The organism is Halalkalicoccus paucihalophilus (assembly GCF_001593955.1).
GTDB classification, from domain to species: Archaea; Halobacteriota; Halobacteria; order Halobacteriales; family Halalkalicoccaceae; genus Halalkalicoccus; species Halalkalicoccus paucihalophilus.
This window is the reverse complement of sequence record NZ_LTAZ01000003.1, coordinates 240,066-264,214: the sequence shown is the minus strand read 5'-3', so window position 1 is coordinate 264,214 and position 24,149 is coordinate 240,066. Positions and strand designations below refer to the sequence as shown.

The 24,149-nt window shown below is 66.5% G+C and carries 18 protein-coding genes; 10 read left to right on the top strand and 8 right to left on the bottom strand.

Going from position 1 to position 24,149, the window contains the following annotated elements; all coding sequences use genetic code 11:
* Nucleotides 1-71: 71 nt before the first annotated feature.
* The 5 genes from HAPAU_RS04885 (at nt 72) to lpdA (ending at nt 7,291) form a co-directional block, all read left to right on the top strand.
* Nucleotides 72-2,000 (top strand): alkaline phosphatase PhoX, encoded by a 1,929-nt coding sequence (locus HAPAU_RS04885; RefSeq protein WP_245634030.1) that lies wholly within the window; start codon nt 72-74, stop codon nt 1,998-2,000.
* Between the two features lie 223 nt (nt 2,001-2,223).
* Complete coding sequence (gene pdhA, locus HAPAU_RS04880) at nt 2,224-3,336, top strand: pyruvate dehydrogenase (acetyl-transferring) E1 component subunit alpha (protein ID WP_066380262.1); 1,113 nt, start codon at nt 2,224-2,226, stop codon at nt 3,334-3,336.
* Nucleotides 3,337-4,320, top strand: coding sequence for an alpha-ketoacid dehydrogenase subunit beta (locus tag HAPAU_RS04875; RefSeq protein ID WP_066380261.1), 984 nt, complete (start codon nt 3,337-3,339; stop codon nt 4,318-4,320). It abuts the gene before it with no gap.
* A complete protein-coding gene (locus HAPAU_RS04870; protein WP_066380259.1) occupies nt 4,320-5,864 on the top strand; it encodes a dihydrolipoamide acetyltransferase family protein in 1,545 nt (514 codons plus the stop codon). The genes HAPAU_RS04875 and HAPAU_RS04870 overlap by 1 nt, the downstream gene beginning before the upstream one ends.
* Before the next feature lie 2 nt (nt 5,865-5,866).
* Nucleotides 5,867-7,291 carry a dihydrolipoyl dehydrogenase gene (lpdA, locus tag HAPAU_RS04865; protein ID WP_066380257.1) on the top strand — a complete coding sequence of 475 codons (1,425 nt, stop codon included), beginning with the start codon at nt 5,867-5,869 and terminating at the stop codon, nt 7,289-7,291.
* A 39-nt stretch (nt 7,292-7,330) separates the two neighbouring features.
* Here the strand turns inward: lpdA and HAPAU_RS04860 are convergent, their stop codons facing one another.
* Entirely contained in the window at nt 7,331-9,295 is a 1,965-nt protein-coding gene (locus HAPAU_RS04860) for an ABC transporter substrate-binding protein (protein ID WP_066380255.1), read from the bottom strand.
* 97 nt (nt 9,296-9,392) lie between these two features.
* On the opposite strand from HAPAU_RS04860, the gene pheA reads away from it, so the two are divergent.
* Genes pheA through treF form a run of 3 tightly spaced genes read left to right on the top strand, consistent with a single transcriptional unit; the run spans nt 9,393 to nt 13,738 of the window.
* Nucleotides 9,393-10,205, top strand: coding sequence for a prephenate dehydratase (gene pheA, locus HAPAU_RS04855; protein WP_066380331.1), 813 nt, complete (start codon nt 9,393-9,395; stop codon nt 10,203-10,205).
* A 45-nt stretch (nt 10,206-10,250) separates the two neighbouring features.
* Nucleotides 10,251-12,206: a bifunctional metallophosphatase/5'-nucleotidase gene (locus HAPAU_RS04850; RefSeq protein WP_066380254.1), complete on the top strand. Its 1,956-nt coding sequence runs from the start codon at nt 10,251-10,253 to the stop codon at nt 12,204-12,206.
* A 50-nt stretch (nt 12,207-12,256) separates the two neighbouring features.
* Nucleotides 12,257-13,738: an alpha,alpha-trehalase TreF gene (treF, locus tag HAPAU_RS04845; protein ID WP_066380253.1), complete on the top strand. Its 1,482-nt coding sequence runs from the start codon at nt 12,257-12,259 to the stop codon at nt 13,736-13,738.
* 9 nt (nt 13,739-13,747) lie between these two features.
* On the opposite strand, the gene HAPAU_RS04840 is transcribed toward treF, so the two are convergent.
* The 5 genes from HAPAU_RS04840 to HAPAU_RS04820 are packed head-to-tail and all read right to left on the bottom strand — an operon-like array spanning nt 13,748 to nt 17,702.
* Nucleotides 13,748-14,152: a hypothetical protein gene (locus HAPAU_RS04840; RefSeq protein WP_066380252.1), complete on the bottom strand. Its 405-nt coding sequence runs from the start codon at nt 14,150-14,152 to the stop codon at nt 13,748-13,750.
* A complete protein-coding gene (locus HAPAU_RS04835; RefSeq protein WP_066380250.1) occupies nt 14,149-14,904 on the bottom strand; it encodes an ABC transporter permease in 756 nt (251 codons plus the stop codon). Before HAPAU_RS04835 ends, HAPAU_RS04840 begins: the two co-directional genes overlap by 4 nt.
* The gene (locus HAPAU_RS04830; protein ID WP_066380249.1) at nt 14,904-15,749 is read right to left on the bottom strand and encodes an ABC transporter ATP-binding protein; all 846 of its coding nucleotides are present in this window, start codon (nt 15,747-15,749) and stop codon (nt 14,904-14,906) included. Before HAPAU_RS04830 ends, HAPAU_RS04835 begins: the two co-directional genes overlap by 1 nt.
* A 28-nt stretch (nt 15,750-15,777) precedes the next feature.
* A complete protein-coding gene (locus HAPAU_RS04825; protein WP_066380245.1) occupies nt 15,778-16,602 on the bottom strand; it encodes an ABC transporter permease in 825 nt (274 codons plus the stop codon).
* Nucleotides 16,599-17,702 carry an ABC transporter substrate-binding protein gene (locus HAPAU_RS04820; RefSeq protein ID WP_245634029.1) on the bottom strand — a complete coding sequence of 368 codons (1,104 nt, stop codon included), beginning with the start codon at nt 17,700-17,702 and terminating at the stop codon, nt 16,599-16,601. Before HAPAU_RS04820 ends, HAPAU_RS04825 begins: the two co-directional genes overlap by 4 nt.
* Nucleotides 17,703-18,085: 383 nt before the next feature.
* On the opposite strand from HAPAU_RS04820, the gene leuS reads away from it, so the two are divergent.
* Nucleotides 18,086-20,746: a leucine--tRNA ligase gene (gene leuS / locus HAPAU_RS04815; RefSeq protein WP_066380243.1), complete on the top strand. Its 2,661-nt coding sequence runs from the start codon at nt 18,086-18,088 to the stop codon at nt 20,744-20,746.
* A 73-nt stretch (nt 20,747-20,819) separates the two neighbouring features.
* Complete coding sequence (locus tag HAPAU_RS04810; RefSeq protein ID WP_066380241.1) at nt 20,820-21,029, top strand: DUF7535 family protein; 210 nt, start codon at nt 20,820-20,822, stop codon at nt 21,027-21,029.
* On the opposite strand, the gene HAPAU_RS04805 is transcribed toward HAPAU_RS04810, so the two are convergent.
* The gene (locus tag HAPAU_RS04805; protein ID WP_066380240.1) at nt 21,022-22,011 is read right to left on the bottom strand and encodes an ornithine cyclodeaminase family protein; all 990 of its coding nucleotides are present in this window, start codon (nt 22,009-22,011) and stop codon (nt 21,022-21,024) included. The two genes, HAPAU_RS04810 and HAPAU_RS04805, sit on opposite strands and share 8 nt — an antisense overlap.
* Before the next feature lie 147 nt (nt 22,012-22,158).
* A complete protein-coding gene (gene thsB / locus HAPAU_RS04800; RefSeq protein WP_066380238.1) occupies nt 22,159-23,823 on the bottom strand; it encodes a thermosome subunit beta in 1,665 nt (554 codons plus the stop codon).
* Nucleotides 23,824-24,149 lie beyond the last annotated feature (326 nt).

Genomic DNA, 24,149 nt, shown 5'->3' with positions numbered 1-24,149 from the left:
TCCGGAATAGAATATATAAATTATAGTACAAATATAAGAGTAAAATGGGGGTGTCGCGAGATACCACACGCATGGTTCTGACAGAACTCACACGGCGGCGGGCATTAGAGGTGCTGACGCTTGCGGCAGTCGGCACGACTGGCGTCAGTGCGGACGGTTCGAAGGGCGAGGGAGAGGGTCACGATCACGACGAGGGGGGGCCGACGCTCAACCGCTTCGCGACCTCGATCATCGGCGCGGAGGTGACGGGGATGTTCATCACGCGCGAGGGACGGTTCTTCTTCAACGTCCAGCACCCCGACACGGATCTGGACGGCGAGGACGAACCCGGCATCGTCGGCGGGGTGCGGGGACTGAACATCAACGACCTGCCGAAGGACTTCCCCTCCGTTCAGATCCCGGCGGGCGACGACGACGATTACGGGGACGGCGACGGCACGCCCGAGTCCTACGACCGGATGGTCCAGACGGCGATGGGCTCGTATCAGCCGATTCTGGAGGGTGGCACCTATATCGGCGATGACGAACGGCTCGGCGTCCCAAAGACGCCCGGCGGCGAGCATCTGACCGAAGGGGTCTGGCCCGACTTCAACGGCTATGTCCCGGTCGAAAACGACGGGGACGTCCAGGAGGGATATCTGTTCACGAACTGGGAAACCCGGCCCGGGATGATGAGCCGGATCCACATCGTCTCGGAGGGAACGGGCCCGTGGCAGGTTCTCGACGCCGAGAACGTCGACTTCCGCGACGTCGAAGGAACGTGGGTCAACTGTTTCGGCACCGTCTCGCCGTGGAACACGCCGCTGACCTCCGAGGAGAACTACTCCATCCCGGACACCGACCGCTGGAACGACCCCGCTTACGACGGGATCGAGGACGTCGAACGCCTCGCGAAGTACCTCGGCCATGAACCCAACGACGAGGGCGTCTACGAGGAGGCCTACCCCAACCCGTATCGCTACGGCTACATCGTCGAGATCACCAACCCAATCGAGGAGCCGACACCGGTCAAACACTTCGCGCTCGGGCGTTCGACCCACGAGAACGCGGTCGTGATGCCCGACGAGAAGACCGCCTACACCACCTCGGACGGCACCGCACGCGGGTTCTACAAGTTCGTCGCCGACGAGGCGGGCGACCTCTCGTCTGGGACGCTGTACGCCGCCAAGGCGATCCAACAGGGCCCGGTCGGGGGCGACCCCGCGGACGTCGGATTCGAACTCCAATGGATCGAAATCGGCCACGCCGACAACGAGGAGATCGAGTCCTGGATCGCCGAGTACGACGACGTCACCCAGGCCGACTACACCGAGGGCGAGACCAGCTACATCACCGACGAGGAGGTCGAGCGGTGGGCAGCGGGGAACGCCGAGGACGACCGGGTCGCCTTCCTCGAGACGAACCGCGCGGCCGGCGCGCTCGGCGCGACCGACGAGTTCCGCAAGATGGAGGGCGTCAACATCCGCCGGGACGCCGAGATCGGCGACCACGCCTACGTCGCGATGTCCGAGACCAACCAGACGTTCCTACCCAACGACGAGGCCGACGAGGAGTTCCATGACGAGGAGGACCACATTCAGGTCAACGGCGGCGAGTGGGGTGTTGTCTACCGGATGCGTCTCTACGGCGAGGGAGAGCGCTGTGGCAAGCGGACTGCCGCACACGACTACGACCTGCTCCGGATGGAGCCGGTCGTCACCGGCGGCCCGAACGCCAACATCTGCGGGGGCTGTCCCTACGACGCGCGTCCCGATTCGAAGAGCACCGTCTGTACCGACTGCTCGTTCAACCCCGCCAAGGAGAGCGAGGAGGGCGTCGTCGGCAGGGGCATGGAGAAGATCGAGACCGTGTTCACGAGACAGGGCTTTGACCCCTCGACGACGATCGCGAACCCCGACAACATCGTCGTGATGGACGACGGCCGCGTTGTCATCGGCGAGGACAGTTCGTTGCGGGGCCACGAGAACAACATGGTCTGGGTCTACGACCCCGACGGGTGAGCGGGCGGTTCCCCACGAACGTATAGCGGTCGGATTCGAGAGCGGTCGGATCCGACCGAACGTGTTCTTTTATCGGGGGCGGGTCGGAATTCGACCGGTGAGTCACCGTCTGACACACGTATCGTCTATCGGTATCGGGAGAAATAAAACCAGGGAACGATCGTTACGAAAATCCTATAACCCGAGCGGGAGACGGTTGTGACATGCTGCGGAGAGTGTATTCATGAGTACGGTAGAGCGCGACCCTGAGACGCGCGTACAGGTCCTCGCCGACGACGGGTCGGTCCTCAAGGACGCGGAGGTGCCCGATATCGGCGACGAGGAGGCCGTCGAGATCTACCGCCAGATGCGTCTGGCCCGCCATTTCGACCAGCGGGCGGTGAGCCTCCAGCGCCAGGGGCGAATGGGAACCTATCCTCCGTTATCGGGTCAGGAGGGCGCACAGGTCGCGAGCGCACACGCGCTCGACGAGGAGGACTGGCTGTTTCCGAGCTACCGGGAACACGGCGCCGGCCTCGTTCGCGGCCTCTCGCTGGAGCGGACCCTGCTCTACTGGATGGGCCACGAGGACGGCAACGCGATCCCCGAGGAGGCCAACATATTCACCGTCGCAGTTCCGATCGCCTCCCAGATCCCCCACGCCGTCGGCTACGCGTGGGCCGCGAAGCTCAAAGGCGAGGACACCGCCGCGATCTGTTACTTCGGGGACGGGGCTACGAGCGAGGGCGACTTCCACGAGGGACTGAACTTCGCGGGGGTGTTCGACACGCCCAACGTCTTCTTCTGCAATAACAACCAGTGGGCGATCTCCGTACCGAGGGAACGACAGACCGCAAGCGAGACGCTGGCGGTCAAGGCCAGCGCCTACGGCTTCGAGGGCGTCCAGGTCGATGGGATGGACCCGCTCGCGGTGTACAAAGTCACCCGCGACGCAGTCGAGAAGGCGAAATCGCCCGGCGAGGGCGAACGCAGGCCGACCCTGATCGAGGCGGTCCAGTACCGCTTCGGCGCACACACCACCGCCGACGACCCCTCGGTCTACCGCGAGGAGGGCGAGGTCGAGCAGTGGAAAAAGAAGGATCCAATTCCGCGACTGGAGACGTTCCTCCTCGAACACGGCTATCTCGACGCGGAGGGCATCGAGGCGATCGAGGCCGAAGTCGGAGAGGAGGTCGCAGACGCAATCGAGGCCGCCGAGGCGGTCGAGCGGCCCGATCCCGAAGAGATGTTCACGGACGTCTACGCGGAGCTGCCCGGACGGCTGGAGGAGCAGTTGGAGTGGTTCCGGTCGATCCGCGAAACACACGGCGACGCGGCCCTGTTGGAGGACCACTGAATGAGCGAGACACAGAACCTGACCCTGGTACAGGCGGTACGGGACGGACTGGCCGCAGAGATGCGAACCGACGAGGACGTGCTCGTCATGGGCGAGGACGTCGGAAAGAACGGCGGCGTCTTCCGCGCAACCGAAGGGCTCTTCGACGAGTTCGGCGAGGATCGCGTGATCGACACCCCCCTCGCGGAATCGGGGATCGTCGGCACGGCGATCGGGATGGCTGCCTACGGGCTGAAACCCGTCCCCGAGATCCAGTTCTCGGGCTTTATGTACCCCGCGTTCGACCAGATCGTCTCGCATATGGGGCGACTCCGGACGCGCTCTCGCGGACGGTTCACCTGCCCGATGGTGCTTCGAGCACCGTACGGCGGCGGGATCCGCGCGCCCGAGCACCACTCGGAGTCGAAGGAGGCCTTCTACGTTCACGAGCCCGGTCTCAAGGTCGTGATACCGAGCACGCCGTACGACACGAAGGGCCTGCTCACGAGCGCGATCCGCGACCCCGACCCGGTCGTCTTTCTCGAACCCAAACTCATCTACCGGGCGTTCAGGGAGGAAGTTCCCGACGAGTCCTACGAGGTTCCGCTGGGGGAGGCGTCGGTTCGGCGTAAAGGTTCGGACGTCTCGGTGTTCACGTGGGGCGCGATGACCCGTCCGACCCTCGACGCGGCGGAGAACCTGGATGGAGAGATCGACGTGGAGGTGGTCGACCTCCGAACGCTCTCGCCGCTCGACGAGGATGCAATCGTCGACTCCTTCAAGAAGACCGGACGGGCGGCCGTGGTCCACGAAGCGCCCAAGACAGCGGGATTGGGTGCGGAGATCACCGCCACGATCCAGGAGGAGGCGTTGGTCTATCAGGAGGCGCCCGTCAAGCGCATCACCGGGTTCGACACGCCATTTCCCCTGTACGCACTCGAGGACTACTATCTGCCCGAATCCACCCGCATCGAGGAGGGCATCAGGGAGGCCGTCGAGTTCTGATGGTCCGCGAGTTCAAACTGCCCGACGTGGGCGAGGGCGTCGCGGAGGGAGAGATCGTTCGGTGGCTGGTCTCGGGGGGCGACGAGGTCACGGAAGATCAACCCGTCGCGGAGGTCGAAACCGACAAAGCAGTGGTCGAAGTGCCCTCGCCGGTCAACGGATCGGTAAAGGAGATCCGCGCCGACGAGGGCGAGGTCGTTCCCGTGGGGACCGTGATTATCACCTTCGCGGTCGAGGGCGAGGACGAAAGCGAGGAGGAAGGAACGACCGAGAGCGCCGACACCGAGGAACCGACCGAGTCTCAGGAACGGGTCAGCGAGGAGCCCGCCGACATCGGCGACGGAAAGAGCGAAGCAGTCGAAACGTCCGCAGGGCGGACTTTCGCCCCGCCGAACGTCCGCCGCCTCGCCCGCGAACTCGGCGTCGACATCGCGAGCGTCCCCGGGTCGGGCCCGAGCGGCCGAGTCACAGAGGGCGACGTGCGCGAGGCCGCGAAAGGAGAAGGCGAAACAGGCACTGAGGGACCGAAACAGCTCGACGAGGGGCTCGAATCCGCGACTCGGCGGACGGGAGAGAGCGAAAGCGACGCCGGCGGCGAGCCTGCCCCGCAGTCCGGCACGGCGGGTCGCGAATCCGCCGACCGCGAGCGGACACTGGCCGCGCCCGCGACCCGACGGCTCGCCGAGGAGGAGAGCGTCGACCTGAACCGGGTGCCCGCGAGCGAGGAGCGCGACGGCGAGGCCTTCGTCACGCCCGAGGCGGTCCGGGAATACGCCGAAGCCCAACGGGCGGCCCAAGCCGCCGACGCCGAGGCGGTCGCCGCCGAGGAGCCGAGCGGGTCCGAAGAGCGCGAGGAACGGGTCCCCTACCGGGGGATCCGCCGGACGATCGGCCGTCAGATGGCCAACTCGAAGTTCACGGCGCCCCACGTCACCCACCACGACACCGCCGAGGTTGAGGGGCTGGTCGAGACGCGATCGGACCTCAGAGCCCGCGCGGAGGAACGGGGCGTTCGGCTCACATATATGCCGTTCATGATGAAAGCGCTGGTCGCGGCGCTGAAGGAGTTCCCCGAGATGAACGCCGCCCTCGACGAAGAGAGCGAGGAGATCGTCGTCAAGCACTACTACAACGTCGGGATCGCCGTCGCCACCGACGCGGGACTGATGGTGCCGGTGGTGAGAAACGTCGACGAGAAGGGGATCCTGCAACTCGCCTCGGAAGTGAACGAACTGGCTCAGAAGGCCCGCGAGCGCTCGATAACCCGGGAGGAGATGCAGGGCGGGACGTTCACGATCACGAACTTCGGGGCGATCGGCGGCGAATACGCCACCCCGATCATTAACCACCCCGAGGTCGCAATCCTGGGGCTGGGCGAGCTGACCGAACGGCCGGTGGTCGAGGATAACGACGTTCGGGCCGCCCACACCCTGCCGCTGTCGCTGTCGATCGATCACCGGGTGATCGACGGCGCAGAGGCCGCGGCGTTCGCGAACCGCGTGATAGAGTACCTTGAGAACCCAACGCTGCTGCTACTAGAATAACAATGGTCGTCGGAGACATCGCAACTGGCACGGACGTACTGGTGATCGGCGCAGGACCGGGCGGGTACGTGGCCGCCATTCGGGCGGGACAGCTCGATCTGGACGTGACCCTCGTCGAGAAGGAATCGTATGGAGGGACCTGTCTGAACCACGGCTGCATCCCCTCGAAGGCGCTCATCACGGCAACGGGGGTCGCCCACGAGGCCGGAAACGCAGAGGGGATGGGCATCCACGCCGACCCCGCCATCGACATGGGCGGGATGATGGAGTGGAAAGACGGCGTCGTCTCCCAGCTCACGGGCGGCGTCGAGAAGCTCTGTAAAGCCAACGGCGTGAACCTCGTCGAAGGGCGTGCGGAGTTCGACGGCGAGAACAGAGCGAGGGTCGCCCACGGCGGCGACGGGCAGGGCTCGGAATCGATCGAGTTCGAACACGCGGTCGTCGCGACGGGTTCGAGACCGATCGAGATCCCCGGCTTCGAGTTCGACGGCGAGCGGATCCTGAGCTCCCGTGACGCCCTCGCGCTCGAGTCGGTCCCCGACTCGCTGGTGATCATCGGCGCGGGCTACATCGGGATGGAACTGGCGGGCGTCTTCGCGAAACTCGGCACCGACGTGACGGTCGTCGAGATGCTCGAGGAGGCGCTGACGGGCTACGCCGACGACCTCGCGAAACCCGTCGTCGACAACATGGAGGACCTCGGCGTGGAGATCCGCCTCGGCGAGGCCGCGAGCGGGTGGGAGGAGACGGGGGATGGGATGAGCGTCACCACGGAGACCGAGGACGGTGAGGAGGCGAGCTACGCCTGCGAGAAGGCGCTCGTGGCCGTCGGCCGCCAGCCGGTGACGGACACCCTCAATCTGGAGGCAGTAGGAATAGAGCCCGACGAGGGCGGCTTCCTCGCGACCGACGACCGCGCACGGACGGACCTGGAGCATGTCTTCGCAGTCGGCGATGTCGCCGGCGAGCCGATGCTCGCCCACAAGGGAATGAAAGAGGGACAGGTCGCCGCGGAGGTCATCGCGGGCGAGCCGAGCGCGCTGGACTACCAAGCGGTCCCCGCGGCCGTCTTTACCGAGCCCGAGATAGGAACGGTGGGAATGACCGAGACCGAAGCCGAAGAAGCGGGCTTCGAACCCGCGGTCGGCCAGATGCCGTTTCGCGCCAGCGGGCGGGCGCTCACCACCGGCCACACCGACGGGTTCGTCCGGATCGTCGCCGATTCGGAGAGCGGCTTTCTGCTGGGCGGGCAGATCGTCGGCCCCGAGGCCTCCGAGTTGATCGCGGAGGTCGGCCTCGCGATCGAACTCGGCGCGACCCTCGAGGACGTGGCGGCGACGATCCACACCCACCCGACGCTCTCGGAGGCGGTCCACGAGGCCGCCGAGAACGCGCTGGGCCACGCGATCCACACGCTGAACCGCTGAAGCTCTGAAGCGAGAGCCGAGACGGTGTGGGAAGGGTGGTCAGCGCCGGTGGACGGTGAGCGCCTGCATCCAGAGGTTCGAACTGCCGAGGCCGGGAATCGAGGGCAGAAAGCCCGCGAAGTCGGCGGTGTTGACCGGCCACTGGGGCCAGCGATAGGAGCGAACGAGCGTCGGCGCGTCGAGGTAGATCCGTTCTGCGACCTCGCGGACGAGTTCGGCACGCCGTGTCGGATCGAGTTCGCCGCGGGCCTCCTCGATGGCGCGGTCGGCCCCCGGCAGGCCCGCGAGCCCGTAGCCTGCGGCGTTGTACCCGAAGGTATCGAACGTCGAGTCCTCGGCGTGGGCGTTGTCGCTGTGAAACAGGTCGTAGAGAGAGGAGACCCCGTCCGCCGAGAGGCCGGCCCACTCCCCGGGGTAGATATCGAAGTCGGCCTCGAGATACGCCCGGTCGGCGATCGAGTTCGCGGTGGCGACCTCCAGTTCGATCGGGATCCCCAGCAGACGGACGTTCCGGACGTACTCCTGGGTGAACTCGACCGCCCGCGGATTCGCGTCCGGGGGGACGCTGAGCATCGTAATCGGCCCCCCGTTCAGCTCCTCGACGGTCCGCCCGTCGACGTAGAGCTCCCGGTCGATCCCGGCCTCCTCGAGCACGCTCGACCGGACCGCGCCGAACCCGTAGTCGTAGGTCGCCCCGGTCCGGTCGGCCACGTCGATTCCCGTCAGGCTCCCGGGATACTCGCGACCGGCGTAGGTTCCCGCCGCACCCGAGACGATCGAGCCCGATTCGAGGAAGTCGCGGACCGCCGCGACGTCGAGGTCGCCGTCTTCCTCCTCGCGGAACCACAGCGCCTCCAGGGCCGGGTGGGCGCCCTCGTCGGGCGAGCCCTGGATGGGTTCGCCGGCGCTCGCCTCCGGACGGAGGTGCTCGAACCCCGGCGGCACGACGACGCTGCCGGGGATCGCGTAGCCCCGCATCATCCCCTCGACCCACCGGCGGCGATCCATCGCCATGCTCAGGGCCTGTCTGAACGCCCGGTCGTCGAGCGGGGGGACCCGCATGTTGATCGTGTAGTGGCTGTAGCCGTCGTCGTGGCCGTCGATCAGCCCCAGTCCCTCCCGCTCGTCGATCGCCGGCGCTTGGGCGGGGTCGAACCCGCCGTCGTCCATCGCGTCGATCCCGCCCCCGAGGAGTTCGCGGTGGAGCGCGTCCCGGTTGGCGAGAAGGCGGACTTCCAGTGAGTCGAGGAAGGGGCCGCCGTGGATGAACAGGGGGTGGTCCTCGATCCAGTCCTGTCGGGTGAGCGGCCAGTCGTCCACGAGCGAGAGTTCGAAACCGGTTTCGCGGTCGCCGGAGACGACGCGGCCCGGTCCGAGTCCGACGGGTGCCTCGGGGTCGTGGGCGGTGTGATCGTCGACGTCGCGCCAGACGTGTTGGGGCAACAACCGCAACGAGAGCTGTTCGCTCGCGTAGGTCCCGACAACCCGGTCGAGCGACAGCGCGAGGTCGTACTCGCCCGTGGCCTCCCCGATCGACTCGATGGGGTCGACCACGGATCGAACGCGCCCCGGTCCCCGGTCCACGTAGTACTCGTAGGTGAAACGGACGTCCTCGACGGTCAGGGGCTCGCCGTCGGTCCACCGGAGGTCCTCGCGGACGCTGAAGCGGACCTCCATCCCATCGGTCGTCTCCCGGGCGTCCCAGTCGGGAAAGACCCACGGCATCGCCTCGAAACCGTCGGGGTCGACGAGAACGCCCGGCTGATAGAGGAGGTCGAGCAGCGCGTTCGTGGGGGCCGAACTCGCGGTCAGCACGTTCAGCGCCCCGAGGTCGTCGGACAGACCGACGGTGAATCGACCGCCGCGCTCGATCGACTCGGGGTCGGTGTCGCCCGGCGGGGTCTCGCCCTCGTCGCCGCTGAGACAGCCCGCAACCGAGAGCGCCAGCCCCGCCCCCGTCGCCCGCAGGAGGGATCGGCGCGTCACGTCGGTGAACTCCGCCATGGTACGACCCACCCGATCGGGGACCGTAAGTACTCGGATCCACCGGATCCACGCTCGCACCCGAGGCCTTTTGCCCATGAGCGCGAAACCGCGCCCCATGAGAGCAGTCACGCTGGGGCCGGCCGGAACCTACTCACACCGGGCGGCGAGCGCCGTCGCCGAGGACGTCGACTTCCGCGAATCGGTCACGGGGATCGTCGAGGCGGTCGCGACCACGAGCGCGGATCGGGGCGTGATCCCTATCGAGAACAGCATCGAGGGCAGCGTCACCGAGAGCCTCGACGCGCTCGCGGAGTTCGAAATAGGCGTCGTCAGGGAGATCGTCACGCCGATCCGCCACGCGCTGCTCGCCCAAAGCGGGGAGTTTGTCACCGTCGCGAGCCACTCGCAGGCGCTCGCGCAGTGTCGGGAGTTCCTCGAGGCGGAGTACCCCGACGTCGACCTCGAACCGGTCGCGAGCACCGCCCGCGGGGTCGAACTCGCCCGCGAGGACCCCTCAGTGGCGGCGATCGGCCACCCGGACAACGCGAGCAACGGCACCGAGTTGCGGATCCTCGCCGAAGACATTCAGGATCGGGACTCGAACGCGACGCGCTTTCTCGTCGTCGCACCCACCGACGAGCGCTCGAAAGCCGGCGGGAAGTCCTCCTTCGTCGTCTACCCGAGCGAGAACTACCCCGGACTCCTCCTGGAACTGCTGGAGGCCTTCGCCGACGAGGACATCAATCTCTCGCGGATCGAATCGCGCCCCAGCGGCGAGCGCCTCGGGGACTACCTCTTTCATATCGATTGTGAGGCCGGCATGTACGAGGGGCGCACCGAGCGGGCCTTCGAGCGCGTCGAATCGATCGCGCGCAAGGGGTGGGTGCGCTGGCTCGGCTCGTACGACACCGAACACGTCCTGTACTGAACTCGGCCGGGAACTACTAGTGGCTCGCACCCGAATCCGAGGACGATGACAGACGACTGTGGGCGGGGCCACGGCGAGGCGCGACGGCGCGGCGAGCCCGCCCGCGAGCGCAGTACGGTTCGCAAGCGCGGGCGGACCACGCGACGGACGATGCTCGCCGCGTCGGCCGCCGGCCTCGCGGGGACGGCGCTTGCGGGCCGGGCCGGTGCGCAGTCGGAGGCGGAAACAGAGGGCGATACCGTGACCATCGTCCACGACCTGCACACCCACAGCGGCATCGGCCCGCTTGACGGGCCCAACATCGCCCGGTACCGAACGGTGATAGACGAACAGCTCGCCGCCCACGACGACGCCGTCTTCCTCACGAGCGGCGACGAACTTGGCTCCTCGCCGATCTCGTTTTTCACGAAGGGGACCCACAACGTGGCGTTCATGAACGAACTCGACATCGCCGCTGCGGGCGTGGGCAACCACGACTTCGACTACGGCGTCGAGACCGCGACCGAGCGCTTCGAGTCCAGCGAGTTCCCGTGGATCAACTCCGCGCTCTCGACCCAGGAGGGCGATCCCATCCCGGGGACCGAGCGCTGGCGGACCATCGAGATCGGCGACCTCACACTGGGGGTGTTCAACGTCGTCGTCAGGGGATTTCACAACATCACGGACTACCCCGAGGCCTACGAGGCCGGCGACCCCGTCGAGGTCTCACGGGAGATGGTCGAGACCCTCGAAGCGGAGGGCGCGGACGTGATCGTGCTGGCCTCCCACGTCGCCCACGACACCCACTACGAGATCGCGGAGGCCGTCGACGGGCTCGACGCCATCTTCGGCTCGCACTCGCACATCACGTTCGACGAGGCCGAGGTCCACGAGGGAACCGTCATCAGCGAGATCGGCTACGCCTACGCCCATCTGGGCGTGATGACGTTGGATTCGGCGGGCGAACTCGTCGAGTGGAAGCGCATCGACCTCGACGAGACGGTCGAGCCCGATCCGGCGTTCGACGCCCGGATGCGCGTCCAGTACGCGGACCTCCACGAGCGACTCTCGCGGGAGGTCGGCGAGACGGCGGTCGAACTCGACGCCGACGGAACCGTCACCAACGGCCGCGAGAGCCGACTGGGCAACCTCATCACCGACGCGATCCGCGAGACCGTCGACGCCGAGATCGCCCTCCAGACCGCCGGTCGGATCCGCACCGACAACACCTACGGCCCGGGCACGCTCACGACGAGGGACGTCCTGCAGGTCATGCCGTTTACCGACACGCTGATGGCCTTCGAGGCGACCGGCCAGCAGATACGTGAGGCGCTGGAGGGACGGATCGACTACCTCCCCGAGGACCCCTTCGGCGCGCGCCAGCGCCAGCAGGTCGGCGGGCTGAGCTACGAGTGGAGCGGCCACGACGAGCCCTCGGTCGGCGAGGTCTACGTCGCGGGCGAGGAACTCGACCCCGAGGGGCTCTACACCGTCGGGACGACGGGTTACGTCAAGGAGACGGCGCTGGGCTACGAGTCGTTCCGGGACAACGAGGTCCTGAGAGAAACCGACGCGGGACTCGGTCCCGCCGTCATGGAGTACGTCGAGAACCGCGGCCGCGTCGCCCCGCGGATCGAAGAGCGCATCCTCCGGGTCGACGCCGACGTCGGCGAGTCGACGGACGTCTCGCTGGTCGACGACGACTTGGTCGTCCGGTTCGAGGTGCCGGATCGGGCCGAATCGATCCACGAGGGGAGCTTCTACGCGCTGAACCGGGAGGTCGAGCGCTACCCCGCACGACGGGTCGAGCGCGACGGCGAGGAGGTGGAAGTCGCGTTCGACCGCGCGGGGTGGCAGTCGTTCGCGCCGGCCGGCAGGGAGCACCGGATCCGGGTGTTCGGCGGCTTCGAGCCCGACGATGCGGCCTACGATTATCGCGACGCCGAGGGCGATCTGCGCGAGCTGCCCGTCACGGACGCGGTCGAGAGGTTCGTCATGAAGGGGCTGATCGGCGGCGACTGACGGGACGCGAGCCGACAGGCACAAGACGGTTCCACCGATTACCTCTGACCATGCCATCTCATGTCCCTTATCCCCAACTCGACGGGCCCCTCTTCGAGATGGCCCAGCACGACGGCGTCTTCCCCGACTCGAAGACGCTGGTCGACTGTGTCCCCGCCTCCGACCCCGTCGAGATCCACGAGCGGTTCGACCGGGACGAGACCGACATCGAGCGGTTCGTCACCGACAACTTCGACGTCCCGACGGATCCGATCACGGGCGTCGATCCCTCGACGGTCTCGATGGAGTGGTACATCGACGAACTGTGGGGACACCTGATCCGCGATCCGGTCGAAACCCGCTCGGGCGAGACGATCATCTCGCTCCCGAACCGGAGCGTGATCCCCGGCGGACGCTTCCGGGAGATCTACTACTGGGACAGCTACTTCGCCGCCGAAGGACTCGCCGTCACCGGGCGGCTCGACCTGATCGACGAACTCGCGGCGAACTTCGCGTCGCTGATCGACCGGTTCGGGTTCGTCCCCAACGGCGGGCGGGTCTATTACACCAGCCGGTCGAACCCGCCGCTCTATCACCGCCTGCTCGACTTACTCGCCAGCAGGCGCGGCCCCGAGGCGGCCGTCGAGTACCTCCCCGCGCTCGACCGCGAGTACGACTTCTGGATGGACGGCGAGTCGGACGTGGGCACGGGCGAGACCCACCGCCGAACCGTGGGCCTCGACGGGGGCGTCCTCAACCGGTACTGGGACGACGATCCGAGCCCTCGAGTCGAGTCCTACCGCGAGGACGTCGAACTCGCCGAACGCGCGGATCGAGAGCCCGAAGGGCTCTATCGGGACGTTCGGGCGGCCGCCGAGTCGGGCTGGGACTTCAGCAGTCGGTGGCTCTCGGGCGAGGATCTGGAGACCGTCCGGACCACCGATCTCGTTCCGGTCGACCTGAACGCCTTCCTCTACGGGATGGAGCGCTCGCTTGCAGACTGGCACGAGCAGGCAGGTGACGACGAGCGGGCGGCCGGGTTTCACGAGCGCGCAACCCGACGCCGGGCGCTGGTCGATCGGTACTGTTGGGACGCCGAGGACGGCTTCTATTTCGATCACGCGTGGACGGCGGGCGAGCGAACCGACGCGTGGACGCTCGCGGCCGCGGTGCCGCTGTTTACCGGGATGGCGAGCGAAACGCAGGCGGCCGCGGTGGCCGAAACACTCGACGAGCGATTCCTCGAACAGGGCGGGCTCGTGACCACGCTCACCGAGTCGGGCGAGCAGTGGGACTCTCCGAACGGGTGGGCGCCGCTGCAGTGGATGGCGGTCGTCGGCCTCGCGGGCTACGGCTACGAGCGCCTCGCGACCGAGATCGCGGGACGGTGGCTCGACCTCAACCGTTCGGTGTTCGAGCGGACCGGCCAGATGCTCGAGAAGTACGACGTGACCGGCGGGTCGGGCGTCGGCGGCGGTGGGGAGTACCCGCTGCAGTACGGTTTCGGCTGGACCAACGGCGTCGCCCTCGCACTGCCGAACCTGTTTTACTGATTCGAGCGCTCAGACGAGCAGTTCCCAGAGTTGGCCCGTCGATCCGGCCCCACAGTGACAGCCAGAGACGCGCACGACGGTCCCGGCCGCGCCGCTCGCGAGGACGGCCCCGAGGATCGCCCCGAAGCGGGAGCCGACGAACGCCGCGAGAACCCCGGCCCCGAGCAACGCCGCCGGGAGCCCGGTCAGGTAGAGCCAGCTTTCGCCGAATCCGACCGACGCGAGGACCACCAGCGGATCGGCCCCGGCGGTTTCGAGGGGGATCCGACCCGGCAGCAGCGTCGGCTGGTACAGCGGACCTCGAAGTGGGGTGCGATGGACGAGCGCCGCGAGCGCGAGGGCGAACCCCGCGAGCGGGGCCAGCGTCGTGGCGGTCCCGAGGGAGGGTCGCGACGGGGCCCGCGAGTGGCTCACGCGGACTCGACCTCCCGCCAGCCGATCTGCCAGTTGGCGAACAGTCGAACGAGCGCCGATGAGAGCGCCCCGAGCACGCCGATGGTGATGATCCCGACGATGATGGTCGGGTACGACCCGCTGGTGTAAGCAGACCACGTCAGGAATCCCAGCCCGGTGCCGCCGGCGACCATCTCGCCGGCGATGAGGTTGACCCACGCCAGTCCCATCCCGACGATCATGCCGGCGTGGATCGCGGGCAGCGCGCTCGGATAGATCACGTGTCGGAACGTCTGGAACGAGCCGGCGCCGAGCGACTGGGCGGCCCGCGAGAACTCGACCTCGACGCCGCGTGCGCCCTGGATGGTGTTCAGCAGGATGGGGAAGAACGCTCCCAGAAAGGTGATGAACATGATCGAGAGCTCCGAGGCCGGCAGAACGAGGATCGTGAAGGGGATCCACGCGATCGGCGGGATCGGCCGGAGCATCTCGAGGGCGGGGAAGGTGAGGTCGGCGAAGACGGTGTACCGGCCGATCAACAGCCCCAGCGGGATCGCGACGGCGGCCGCGACCACGAACGAGACCAGCACGCGGACCGTGCTGCGGGCCACCGAGAGCCAGAAGTCCTGGCGGTAGAACTCCTCGAGGAAGGAACTCGCGACCGCCGTCGGTGTTGGCAACCCGGCGACGATACCCAGTCGGGTAAGGAGGAACCAGAGGATCGGGACCGCGAGGACCGAACCCGCCCGGACGAGGCGCCTTCGCGTCTCCATCAGACCTCCCCCTCCTCCTGTTCGAGCGCGCGCTGGGCCTCCTCGCGGATGACAGAGAGGGCGCGCTCTCGCAGTTCGGTGAAGCGATCGGTCGTGACGACCTCGGGGTCACGCGGCCGGTCGAGGTCGACATCGATGACGTCCTTGACCTGGCCGGGTCGGGCAGTCATGACGACCACGCGGTCCGCGAGGAGAATCGCCTCCTCGACGTCGTGGGTGATGAAGAGCACCGTCCGGTTGTCCCGCTCCCAGACCTCGATCAGCTTCTTCTGCATGATCTCCTTGGTGAGGGCGTCGAGCGCGCTGAACGGTTCGTCCATCAGCATGATGTCGGGGTCGTTCGCGAGCAGGCGCGCGAGTTCGGCGCGCTGTTGCATTCCACCGGAAAGCCCCGAGGGGTAGGCGTCCTCGAAGCCGTCGAGGCCCATCTCGTCGAGGATGCTTCGGGCCCGTCCCTCCTCGACGCCATCGTTCATTTGCGGGCCGAACTCGACGTTCTCCTGGATCGTCTTCCAGGGGAACAGCCGGTTGTCCTGGAAGACGACCCCGCGCTTGGGGTCGGGACCCGAAACCCGGTTCCCGTCGACGAGCACCTCGCCCTCGGTGGGTTCGAGGTAGCCCGCGATGCAGTTCATGACGGTGCTCTTCCCACAGCCCGAGGGGCCAAGCAGCGCGACGAACTCCTCGGCCCCGATCTGTAGGTCCATGTCGTCGACCGCGACGACGCGCTCGCCCTCGGGGTCGTAGACCTTCGTCAGGTTCTCGATGTCGATCGCGCCGGTCTTCTCGGGTGTCGGTTCGCCCTCCATCGTCGGTTCGCGTGTGGTCTGTGTCTGATTGCTCATTGGTAGTGGTGGTGTGGTGGTTCGCGGGTTAGTCGATCGTCTGCCACTCGGTCAGTCGGTTGCCGATCCGATAGACGAGTGCCGCCGACGCGTAACCGAGGACGCCGATGGCGATCATGCCGACGGCGACGACGTCGGTCTGGAGCAGGCGGTAGGCCTGGAAGATGATGTAGCCGATCCCGATCCCCCCGGCGATCATCTCGGCGGCGACGACGGTGATCCAGGCCAGGCCGACGCCGGTCGAGACGCCCGTGACGATCGAGGGCAGGGTCGCCGGGAAGATCACGTGTCGGAAGACCTCCCGGGAGTCGGCCCCCAGGCTCTCGGCTGCCCGGAGGTACTCCTCGTCGACGGTGTCGACGCCCTCGATAGTGTTGACGAGGATCGGGAAGAACGCGCCGACGAAGACGACGAAGAGCACGCCGCTTCTGAAGGTGGGCAAGAGGAGGAGGGCGATGGGGACCCACGCGACCGGCGGCACCGGTCGAAAGACCTCCAGAGCCGGAAACAGGGCGTCCTCCCAGCGGCGGTTCGCGCCGATGAGCAGTCCCAGCGGGATGGCCGTCGCGGTGGCGAGAACCATCGCGACGACGACGCGCATCGCCGAGAAGGCGGCGTGTTGGTAGATCGTCGCCCCGCTCCCGGTCATAGGCGCGCCAAGCAACGCGGAGACGAACGTCGATAGCGCCGGTACGGGGCCGACGAACCGGCCGAAGCCAAGCACCTCGAGCCGGACGAGGACCGCCCACAGGGCGAAAAACAGGACCACCGACAGCGCCTGTCGGAGCCGTTTCGTGAGGAGGGGCACCGTTCCCGCGCCGAATCGGCGCTTGACCTGTTCGACGGTGCTCATCGTTCGGCCCCCCGGAGCGGGTCCCAGTCGATCTCGGCGCGGAGTTCCTCGACGGCCTCCCGCAGGAGATCGATCCGGTAGCGCTCCTCGGGCGGGATCCGCGGGATGACCTCCTGGTTCTCGTAGAGGAACTCCGGAGCGCGTTCCTTGAACAACCTGTTCGCTGGGTCGACGGCCTCGTAGTCGGTGTAGAACAGCAACCGTTGGACGTCGGAGCTGACCTCGAGGTTCTCGTAGAGGGTCGCGCGGACCGTCTCGCGGTCGTAGGCGCGCAGTTGGCCCTCCCGTTTGATGAGGTCTATCGTCCGCTCGGGCTGGGTGGCCATGATGTGTTTGGCCTCGAGTTCGGCCTTGAGCCAGCCCTTGGCCGCCTCTGGATGGTCCTCGACCAGCGAGTCGAGCATGAGCAGGCCGGCGGCGTCGTAGAGGTCGTACTGCGCGCCGGTGAAGGCGTACTCCGCGGCGTCCTGCTGGATGACCGACCGGGCGACGGCGGGCTCCCAGCCGACGCCGACCGGGATGTTGCCCTCCCGGATGTTCGTTGAGATCGTCGCCATCCCCTGGTCCGAGAGGTTCGGTTCGATCCCCTCCTGTTCCATGACCTGCAGGATGAATCGGTGGGTACAGCTGCCGGTCGTGACGCCGACCTCCCGGCCGTCGAGGTCCGCCGGTTCGCTGACGTCCGAACCGGTCGGAACGAAACAGAGGTTACACTGCTGGCCCTGTGAGAACCCCGCCATGGCGACCAGATCGATCGGGGTCTCCGTGTTCGCGATCGCGGTGATCGACGGCATGTCGCCGGTGTAGCCGATGTCGTTCTGGGTGGAGATCATCTTGTTTCCGATCACCGCACCCTGAAGGGCGACCTCCCAGCTCCCGACGGAGTAGTCGTCGGGGAGGTGTTTGTCCGCGAGGCCGGCGTGTCTGATCACCAGCGCCGACCACGACTCGGTGTAGAAGGGCTGATACCCCACGATGAAGGACTTCTCGTCGAACGCGGCGGCGGTCCCTCCGAGGATCCCGGTCTCGGTACAGCCCGCGAGCGCGCTCGCGCCGAGGACGCCCGAGGCTTCGAGCAGACGCCGCCTGCTCACCCCCATTCTGTCGGTCGATTCTCCCGTCTGCCGCCGTGTATCTCGTGTGGTCGTATCCATTGATCTCCCGTAGAAACCGAACCGTTCGGCCGCGATCGGATCGGCGCGTACCGACATCGTGACCGAATAGTATCAATAACGTATCCCACTGTTGACGATAGAGACGGAAAAGACACCTGTTTGTACCAGCAACGGGTTTAAGTTATCAGTTAGTTATTTCACACGTTTGTGACGAGGATCGGGCGATCGGGTAGGGACGACCCGCAGACGGAGCGGATCGGACACGCCGCCCCGTGAACCCCCGTGTTCTCTCGGGAAGTCGAAGACACGGACGGGAACCGGTGGATGGAAAGCTATAGGGAGACCTCTCGCCCATCCGTATATAAGAGATGAGCGAACGGGACTACGACCACACGGCGATCGAAGAGCGCTGGCAGACGGCGTGGGCCGACGCGGACGTGTATCGGACGCCCGACGACGCCGAGAATCCGACGTACGTCCTCGGGATGTACCCCTACCCTTCGGGGAAACTCCACATGGGCCACGTCCGCAACTACACGATCACGGACGCCTACGCCCGGTACCGGCGGATGACCGGCGACGAGGTACTTCACCCGATGGGGTGGGACGCCTTCGGCCTGCCCGCCGAGAACGCCGCCAAGGAGCGCGATACCAACCCGCGGGACTGGACGATGGACTGCATCGGGACGATGCGCGAGCAGATGCGCTCGATGGGCTTTGGCTACGACTGGGACCGCGAGATCGCCACCTGCACGCCCGAGTACTACAAGTGGAACCAGTGGCTCTTCGAGCGCTTTCACGAGGAGGGGCTGGTCGAACGGCGCGACGCCGAGGTCAACTGGTGTCCCAACTGCGAGACGGTGCTGGCCGACGAGCAGGTCGAGGGCGAGGCCGAACTCTGCTGGCGGTGTGGGACGCCGGTCGTCCAGCGCGAACTCGAGCAGTGGTTCCTGCGGATCACGGAGTACGCCGACGAGCTGCTGGAGGCGATCGACGACCTGGAGGGGTGGCCCAACTCGGTACGCCAGATGCAGCGCAACTGGATCGGTCGCCAGTACGGGGCAGAGATCGACTTCGAGATCGAGGACCACGGTCCGGTTACGGCCTTCACCACCCGAATCGACACGATCAACGGCGCGACCTTCTTCGCGCTCGCGCCCGACCATCCGATCAGCGAGCGGCTGGCCGAGGAGAGCGAGGAGGTTCGCCGGTTCGTCGAGGAGGAGGCCGACCCTGAGGGCGATGAGCCAAACGGCGTTTCGACCGATCTCACCGCCACCAACCCCGCGACGGGCGAGGAGATCCCGGTCTACGTCGCGGATTTCGTCCTCTCGGATGTCGGGACGGGCGCGCTGATGGCCGTCCCCGGCCACGACGAGCGCGACCACGCCTTCGCGCAGAAACACGACGTCGAGATCAAGCCGGTCATCGCCCCCGAGCCCGAGGGGTGGGACGGCGAGACGGTTCCCGACGCCCCGGACGTGGGCGAGGAAGCCTATACCGAGGACGGCGTGCTCGTGAACTCGGGCGAGTACTCCGGCCTCGACAGCGAGACGGCACGCGCGCGGATCACCGAGGAAATCGAGACCGCCGAGGAGTCGACGCAGTACCAACTGCGCGACTGGGGGATCTCCCGGCAACGCTACTGGGGGACGCCGATCCCTGTCGTCCACTGCCACGACGACTGTGGTGCCGTCATGGTGCCCGAGGAGGAGCTGCCGGTCGAACTGCCGGAGTTCGTCAACACGACCGGCAACCCGCTCGACGCCGCCGAGGAGTGGAAGGAGACGACCTGTCCGGCGTGTGGCGGGCCCGCGGAGCGAGAAACCGACACGATGGACACCTTCGTCGACTCCTCGTGGTACTTTCTCAGGTATATCTCACCCGACCTCGAGACGGCCCCGTTCGACCGCGATCGGGCCAACGACTGGATGCCCGTCGACCAGTACGTCGGGGGCATCGAGCACGCCGTGATGCACCTGCTGTACTCGCGCTTCTTCACGAAGGTGCTCGCCGACCACGAGGGCTTAGAGCACCGCGAGCCCTTCACGAACCTGCTTGCTCAGGGGATGGTCCAACTGGAGGGCGAGAAGATGTCGAAATCGAAGGGGAACACCGTCTCACCCCAGCGCATCGTCGAGGAGTACGGCGCCGACACCGCCCGCCTGTTCATGATGCAGGCCGCCCAGCCCGAGCGGGACTTCGACTGGAGTGAGGAGGGCGTGCGCTCGACCTACGCCTTCCTCGACCGTCTGAAGGGAATGGTGGATGGGTTCGTCGAAAACGAACCCGACGGCGAGCGGAACGCCGTCGCCAGCTACGTCGAAAGCGAGATCGACGCGACGGTCGCCATCGCCACCGACGAGTACGACACGCTGCGGTTCAACGAGGCGCTACGGGAGACCCAGGGGCTGGTCCGGACGCTCCGGCAGTACGCCGAGTACACCGAACCTCACGCCGGAACCTACGGGCACGGGCTGTCGGCGGTGGTTCGACTGCTCGCGCCGGTCGCACCCCATCTCGCCGAGGAGCTATGGGAGGAACTGGAAGGGGAGGGGTTCGTCGTCGAGGCCGACTGGCCGGACGCCGAGATCGACCGGGATCGCGTCGAAAAGCGCCGACAGCTGGTCGAGAACACCCGCAAAGACGTCCGCGATATCGTCGAGGTCGCCGGGATTGAGGACCCGCAGGCGATCGACGTCGTGATCGCGCCCGACTGGAAGTACGACGCCTTGGAGATCGCGATCGACAGCGACGCCGACAACCTGATCGGCGAACTCATGGGCGAGGACCACATCCGCGAACAGGGCGACGCCGCGGCCGACTACGGCCAGGACCTGCAGACCGAACGCGAGGCGCTCTCGATGACCCTCGATCCCGAAGAGGAACACGACGCGCTCGAAGCCGCCGCGTGGCTGCTCGAACGCGAGTTCGACGCGCCCGTCGAGGTCGTTCGGGCCGAGGGGGCCGACGAGGAGGTCGTCCGGAAGGCCGAACCCGGACGCCCGGCGATCCACATCGAAAACTGATCGTCGGGGTCCAGAGCGGCAAACTCACGGATCGCGCGAAAAGGGTTATTCTGTCAGACGTGCTATCTGAGATATGAGCGAATCCGAGACCGATTCGACGGTGAAAAAGACCCTCCGGACGGTGACGCCGTACTACCGGGGGCGATCGGACGGGGAGATGAACCTGATCGGGGTCACGTACTTCCTCGTGTTACTGGTAGTGCTCGTTCCCCTGCTTCCGTTCGTCCTCATCGTCTGGGTGCTGAGTAAGGTCTTCGAGGCCCTCCACCAGCGGACTACATGAGACCGAGCAGGTCGAAGGGGTAACCGTTGTCGTTCTCGTCTGCGTGTTCGTAGACGACGTGTGCGGCGGCCACGTCCTGAATTGCGAGTCCAGTCGAGTCGAACACCGTAACGCCGTCCTCGGGGGTGCGACCCTCCTCATCGCCGACGACGATCTCGCCGATCGCGGCGTGGATGTCCTCGTCGCCCAGCACGCCGGCGTTGTAGGGGACGTTGATCTCGCCCGAGTGGGTGGTCTGGGCGTGGTCGTCGATGACGAGTTTCGCATCGAGCAGGACCTCGTCGGCGATCTCGTGTTTGCCCTCGGCGTCCGCACCCATCGCGTTGATGTGGGTGTACTCGCCGACCGCCTCACGGGAGACGATCGGCTCTTCGACGGGGGTCACGGTCGAAAGGACGTCACACGAGGCGGCCTCCTCGATCGACCCGCCCGACACGTCGAACCGGTCGGAGAACTCCGAGACGAAGCGCTCGACGCGCTCCTCGTCGAGGTCGCTGATCACGACGCGCTCGATCGGGCGGACCTCGGCGATCGCTTCGAGTTGCGTGTAGGCCTGGACGCCCGCGCCGATGATCCCCATCGAACCCGCGTCCTCGACGGCCAGATGATCCGTGGCGACCGCGGCGGCCGCGCCGGTGCGCTGCATCGTGAGTTCCGTTCCGTCCATGATCGCGAGCGGCACCGCGGTCTCGGGGTCCGAGTAGATCATCGTGCCCAGAACCGTGGGCAACTCGTGATCCGCGGGGTTATCGGGGTGGACGTTGACCCACTTGATCCCGGCGGCGTCCCACGATCCGGCGTCGAGGTACGCGGGCATCGACCGGAAGTCGCCGTTGTACTGGGGCAGGTCGATGTAAGATTTGGGCGGCATCTGGGCGTCGCCGCGCTCGTAGGCCGCGAAGGCGTCCTCGATCGCGGGGATGAGCTCCGAGAGGCGCGCGTTCTCGGCCACGTCGTCGCCGTTCAAAAGCAGCGTTTGCATAGCGGCAACTATCGCGGAGCCCCACTTAGTTCCATCTGAAACGGGACGATACGTTCCTGCTACTCGATTCGTTGAAAAAACACGGTTTTCGAAAACGGGTGAAAAGCGGTACGTCGATATCTACGTCGGGTTGGATCGTCGCCTACCTCACATCGCGCCGCCCATGCCGCCCATACCGCCCATGCCACCCATGCCGCCGGGCGCGCCGCCCTCGTCGTCGCCCTTGTCCGTCGAGAGGTCGCCGGCGGAGATGATGTCGTCGATCTTGAGCACGAGGTTCGCGGCCTCGGTGGCGCTCGTGAGCGCCTGCTCCTTGGCGTGGGCCGGCTCGACGATGCCCGCCTCGAAGGTGTCCTCGACGTCGCCGCTGAAGACGTTCAGACCGGCGTGTTCGTCGCCCGACTCGTGGGCCGAGCGCAGGTCGACCAGCGTGTCGATCGAATCGAGGCCAGCGTTTTCGGCCAGCACGCGGGGGACGAGTTCGAGCGCGTCGGCGAACGCCTCGACGGCGAGCTGCTCGCGACCCGAAACGGAGTCGGCGTAGTCACGCAGACGCGAGGCGACCTCGACTTCGACTGCGCCGCCGCCCGCCAGCACGCGACCGTCGGAAACGGTCTGTGCGACGACTTCGAGCGCGTCGCTGATTCCTCGTTCGAGCTCGTCGACGACGTGCTCGGTCGAGCCCCGAAGGAGCAAGGTGACGCCGTGGGCGTCCTCGCCGGTGACGTAGAACATGTCGTCGGTCTCGTCGCGCGTGACGCTACCCTGTCCGAGTTCGGCCTCGGTCGCGCTGTCGAGGTCGGAGACGACTGCGGCGTCGAGAACCTCCTTCAGGAACTCGAGGTCGGACTTCTTCGCGCGCCGGACCGCCAGGATGCCCTCCTTCGCGAGGTAGTGCTGGGCGAGGTCGTCAATACCCTTCTGGCAGAAGACGACGTTCGCGCCGGTCTCCTTGATCTGCTCGACCTTCTTCTTCAGCTGGGCCTCCTCCTGGTCGAGGAACTGCTGGAGCTGATCGGGGCTGTCGATGCTCACGTTCGTGTCGGCGTTTGCCTCCTCGACCTCGATGGCCTCGTTGAGCAGGAGAACTCGCGCGTCCTCGACCTCGGAGGGCATGTCGTCGTGGACCGGGTCCTTATCGACGATGGCGCCCTCCAGAAGCTCGCTCTCGCTGGCCGAGCGGCCGGTCTGGGTCTCGATCTCGAGGAACTCGAGGTCGACGACGTTGTCGCCCTCGTCGGTCTCGACGGTGACCTGGCTGACTGCGTCGACGATCAGCTGGGCGAGGTGCTCCTTGTTGAGCTCGGCGCCCTTGCCGGTCATAGAGGTCTCGGCGACCTTCTTCAGGAGCTCCTCGTCGCTCGAATCGACGCGTTCGGCGACGTTGTCGACTTCCTCACGGGCCTGCTCGCTGGCCATGTGGAAGCCCTTGATGATCGCCGTCGGGTGGATGTCCTGCTCGAGGAGGTCCTCGGCGTTCTTCAGGAGTTCGCCCGCGATGGCGACGGCAGTAGTTGTCCCGTCGCCGGCCTCGTCCTCTTGGGTCTCGGCGACCTCGATGATCATCTCGGCGGTCGGGTTGTCGATGTCCATCTCCTTGAGGATGGTCACGCCGTCGTTGGTGATGGTGACCGAGCCCATCGAGTCGACGAGCATCTTGTCCATCCCCTTGGGGCCGAGCGTCGAGCGAACCGATTCCGCGACCGCTCGTGCCGCAGAGATGTTGTAGTCCTGCGCGTTGCGGTCCTGTACGCGCTGTGCGTCGTCACCCATGATGATCATGGGCTGACCCTGCTGCATTCGCTGGCTCATAGTCAGTCGAATCGTTGTTTGTGGTTCTATATAAACGTGCCGATAGTGGCGGAGCGCTCCAGATCGTCCGCGCGGTAGAGAGTGGGTGAAATGCCGTCGTTCCGGCATATCTCCCTATTTCGTGAGATGTGCTATCAAGGTTCTTCGGGCCGAGAACCGTACGGTAAAACTGCGTTTAAATACTAATACCGATAGTAGGGTAGCATGAGCGGGGTGGAGGATGGCAGGCGGACTCAGTGTACTCGCCGCGAGCGAACGGAGTGAGCAAGCGGTAGCAGGTGGTAACCACCGGGAACCGCCTGCGCTTTTGATGCAGCTTTTGCCGA

Coding starts and splice junctions, on each gene's coding strand:
- HAPAU_RS04885 (WP_245634030.1), top strand. CDS start 72: ATGGTTCTGACAGAACTCACACGGCGGCGGGCATTAGAGGTGCTGACG.
- pdhA (WP_066380262.1), top strand. CDS start 2,224: ATGAGTACGGTAGAGCGCGACCCTGAGACGCGCGTACAGGTCCTCGCC.
- HAPAU_RS04875 (WP_066380261.1), top strand. CDS start 3,337: ATGAGCGAGACACAGAACCTGACCCTGGTACAGGCGGTACGGGACGGA.
- HAPAU_RS04870 (WP_066380259.1), top strand. CDS start 4,320: ATGGTCCGCGAGTTCAAACTGCCCGACGTGGGCGAGGGCGTCGCGGAG.
- lpdA (WP_066380257.1), top strand. CDS start 5,867: ATGGTCGTCGGAGACATCGCAACTGGCACGGACGTACTGGTGATCGGC.
- HAPAU_RS04860 (WP_066380255.1), bottom strand. CDS start 9,295: ATGGCGGAGTTCACCGACGTGACGCGCCGATCCCTCCTGCGGGCGACG.
- pheA (WP_066380331.1), top strand. CDS start 9,393: ATGAGAGCAGTCACGCTGGGGCCGGCCGGAACCTACTCACACCGGGCG.
- HAPAU_RS04850 (WP_066380254.1), top strand. CDS start 10,251: ATGACAGACGACTGTGGGCGGGGCCACGGCGAGGCGCGACGGCGCGGC.
- treF (WP_066380253.1), top strand. CDS start 12,257: ATGCCATCTCATGTCCCTTATCCCCAACTCGACGGGCCCCTCTTCGAG.
- HAPAU_RS04835 (WP_066380250.1), bottom strand. CDS start 14,904: ATGGAGACGCGAAGGCGCCTCGTCCGGGCGGGTTCGGTCCTCGCGGTC.
- HAPAU_RS04830 (WP_066380249.1), bottom strand. CDS start 15,749: ATGAGCAATCAGACACAGACCACACGCGAACCGACGATGGAGGGCGAA.
- HAPAU_RS04825 (WP_066380245.1), bottom strand. CDS start 16,602: ATGAGCACCGTCGAACAGGTCAAGCGCCGATTCGGCGCGGGAACGGTG.
- HAPAU_RS04820 (WP_245634029.1), bottom strand. CDS start 17,702: ATGGGGGTGAGCAGGCGGCGTCTGCTCGAAGCCTCGGGCGTCCTCGGC.
- leuS (WP_066380243.1), top strand. CDS start 18,086: ATGAGCGAACGGGACTACGACCACACGGCGATCGAAGAGCGCTGGCAG.
- HAPAU_RS04810 (WP_066380241.1), top strand. CDS start 20,820: ATGAGCGAATCCGAGACCGATTCGACGGTGAAAAAGACCCTCCGGACG.
- HAPAU_RS04805 (WP_066380240.1), bottom strand. CDS start 22,011: ATGCAAACGCTGCTTTTGAACGGCGACGACGTGGCCGAGAACGCGCGC.
- thsB (WP_066380238.1), bottom strand. CDS start 23,823: ATGAGCCAGCGAATGCAGCAGGGTCAGCCCATGATCATCATGGGTGAC.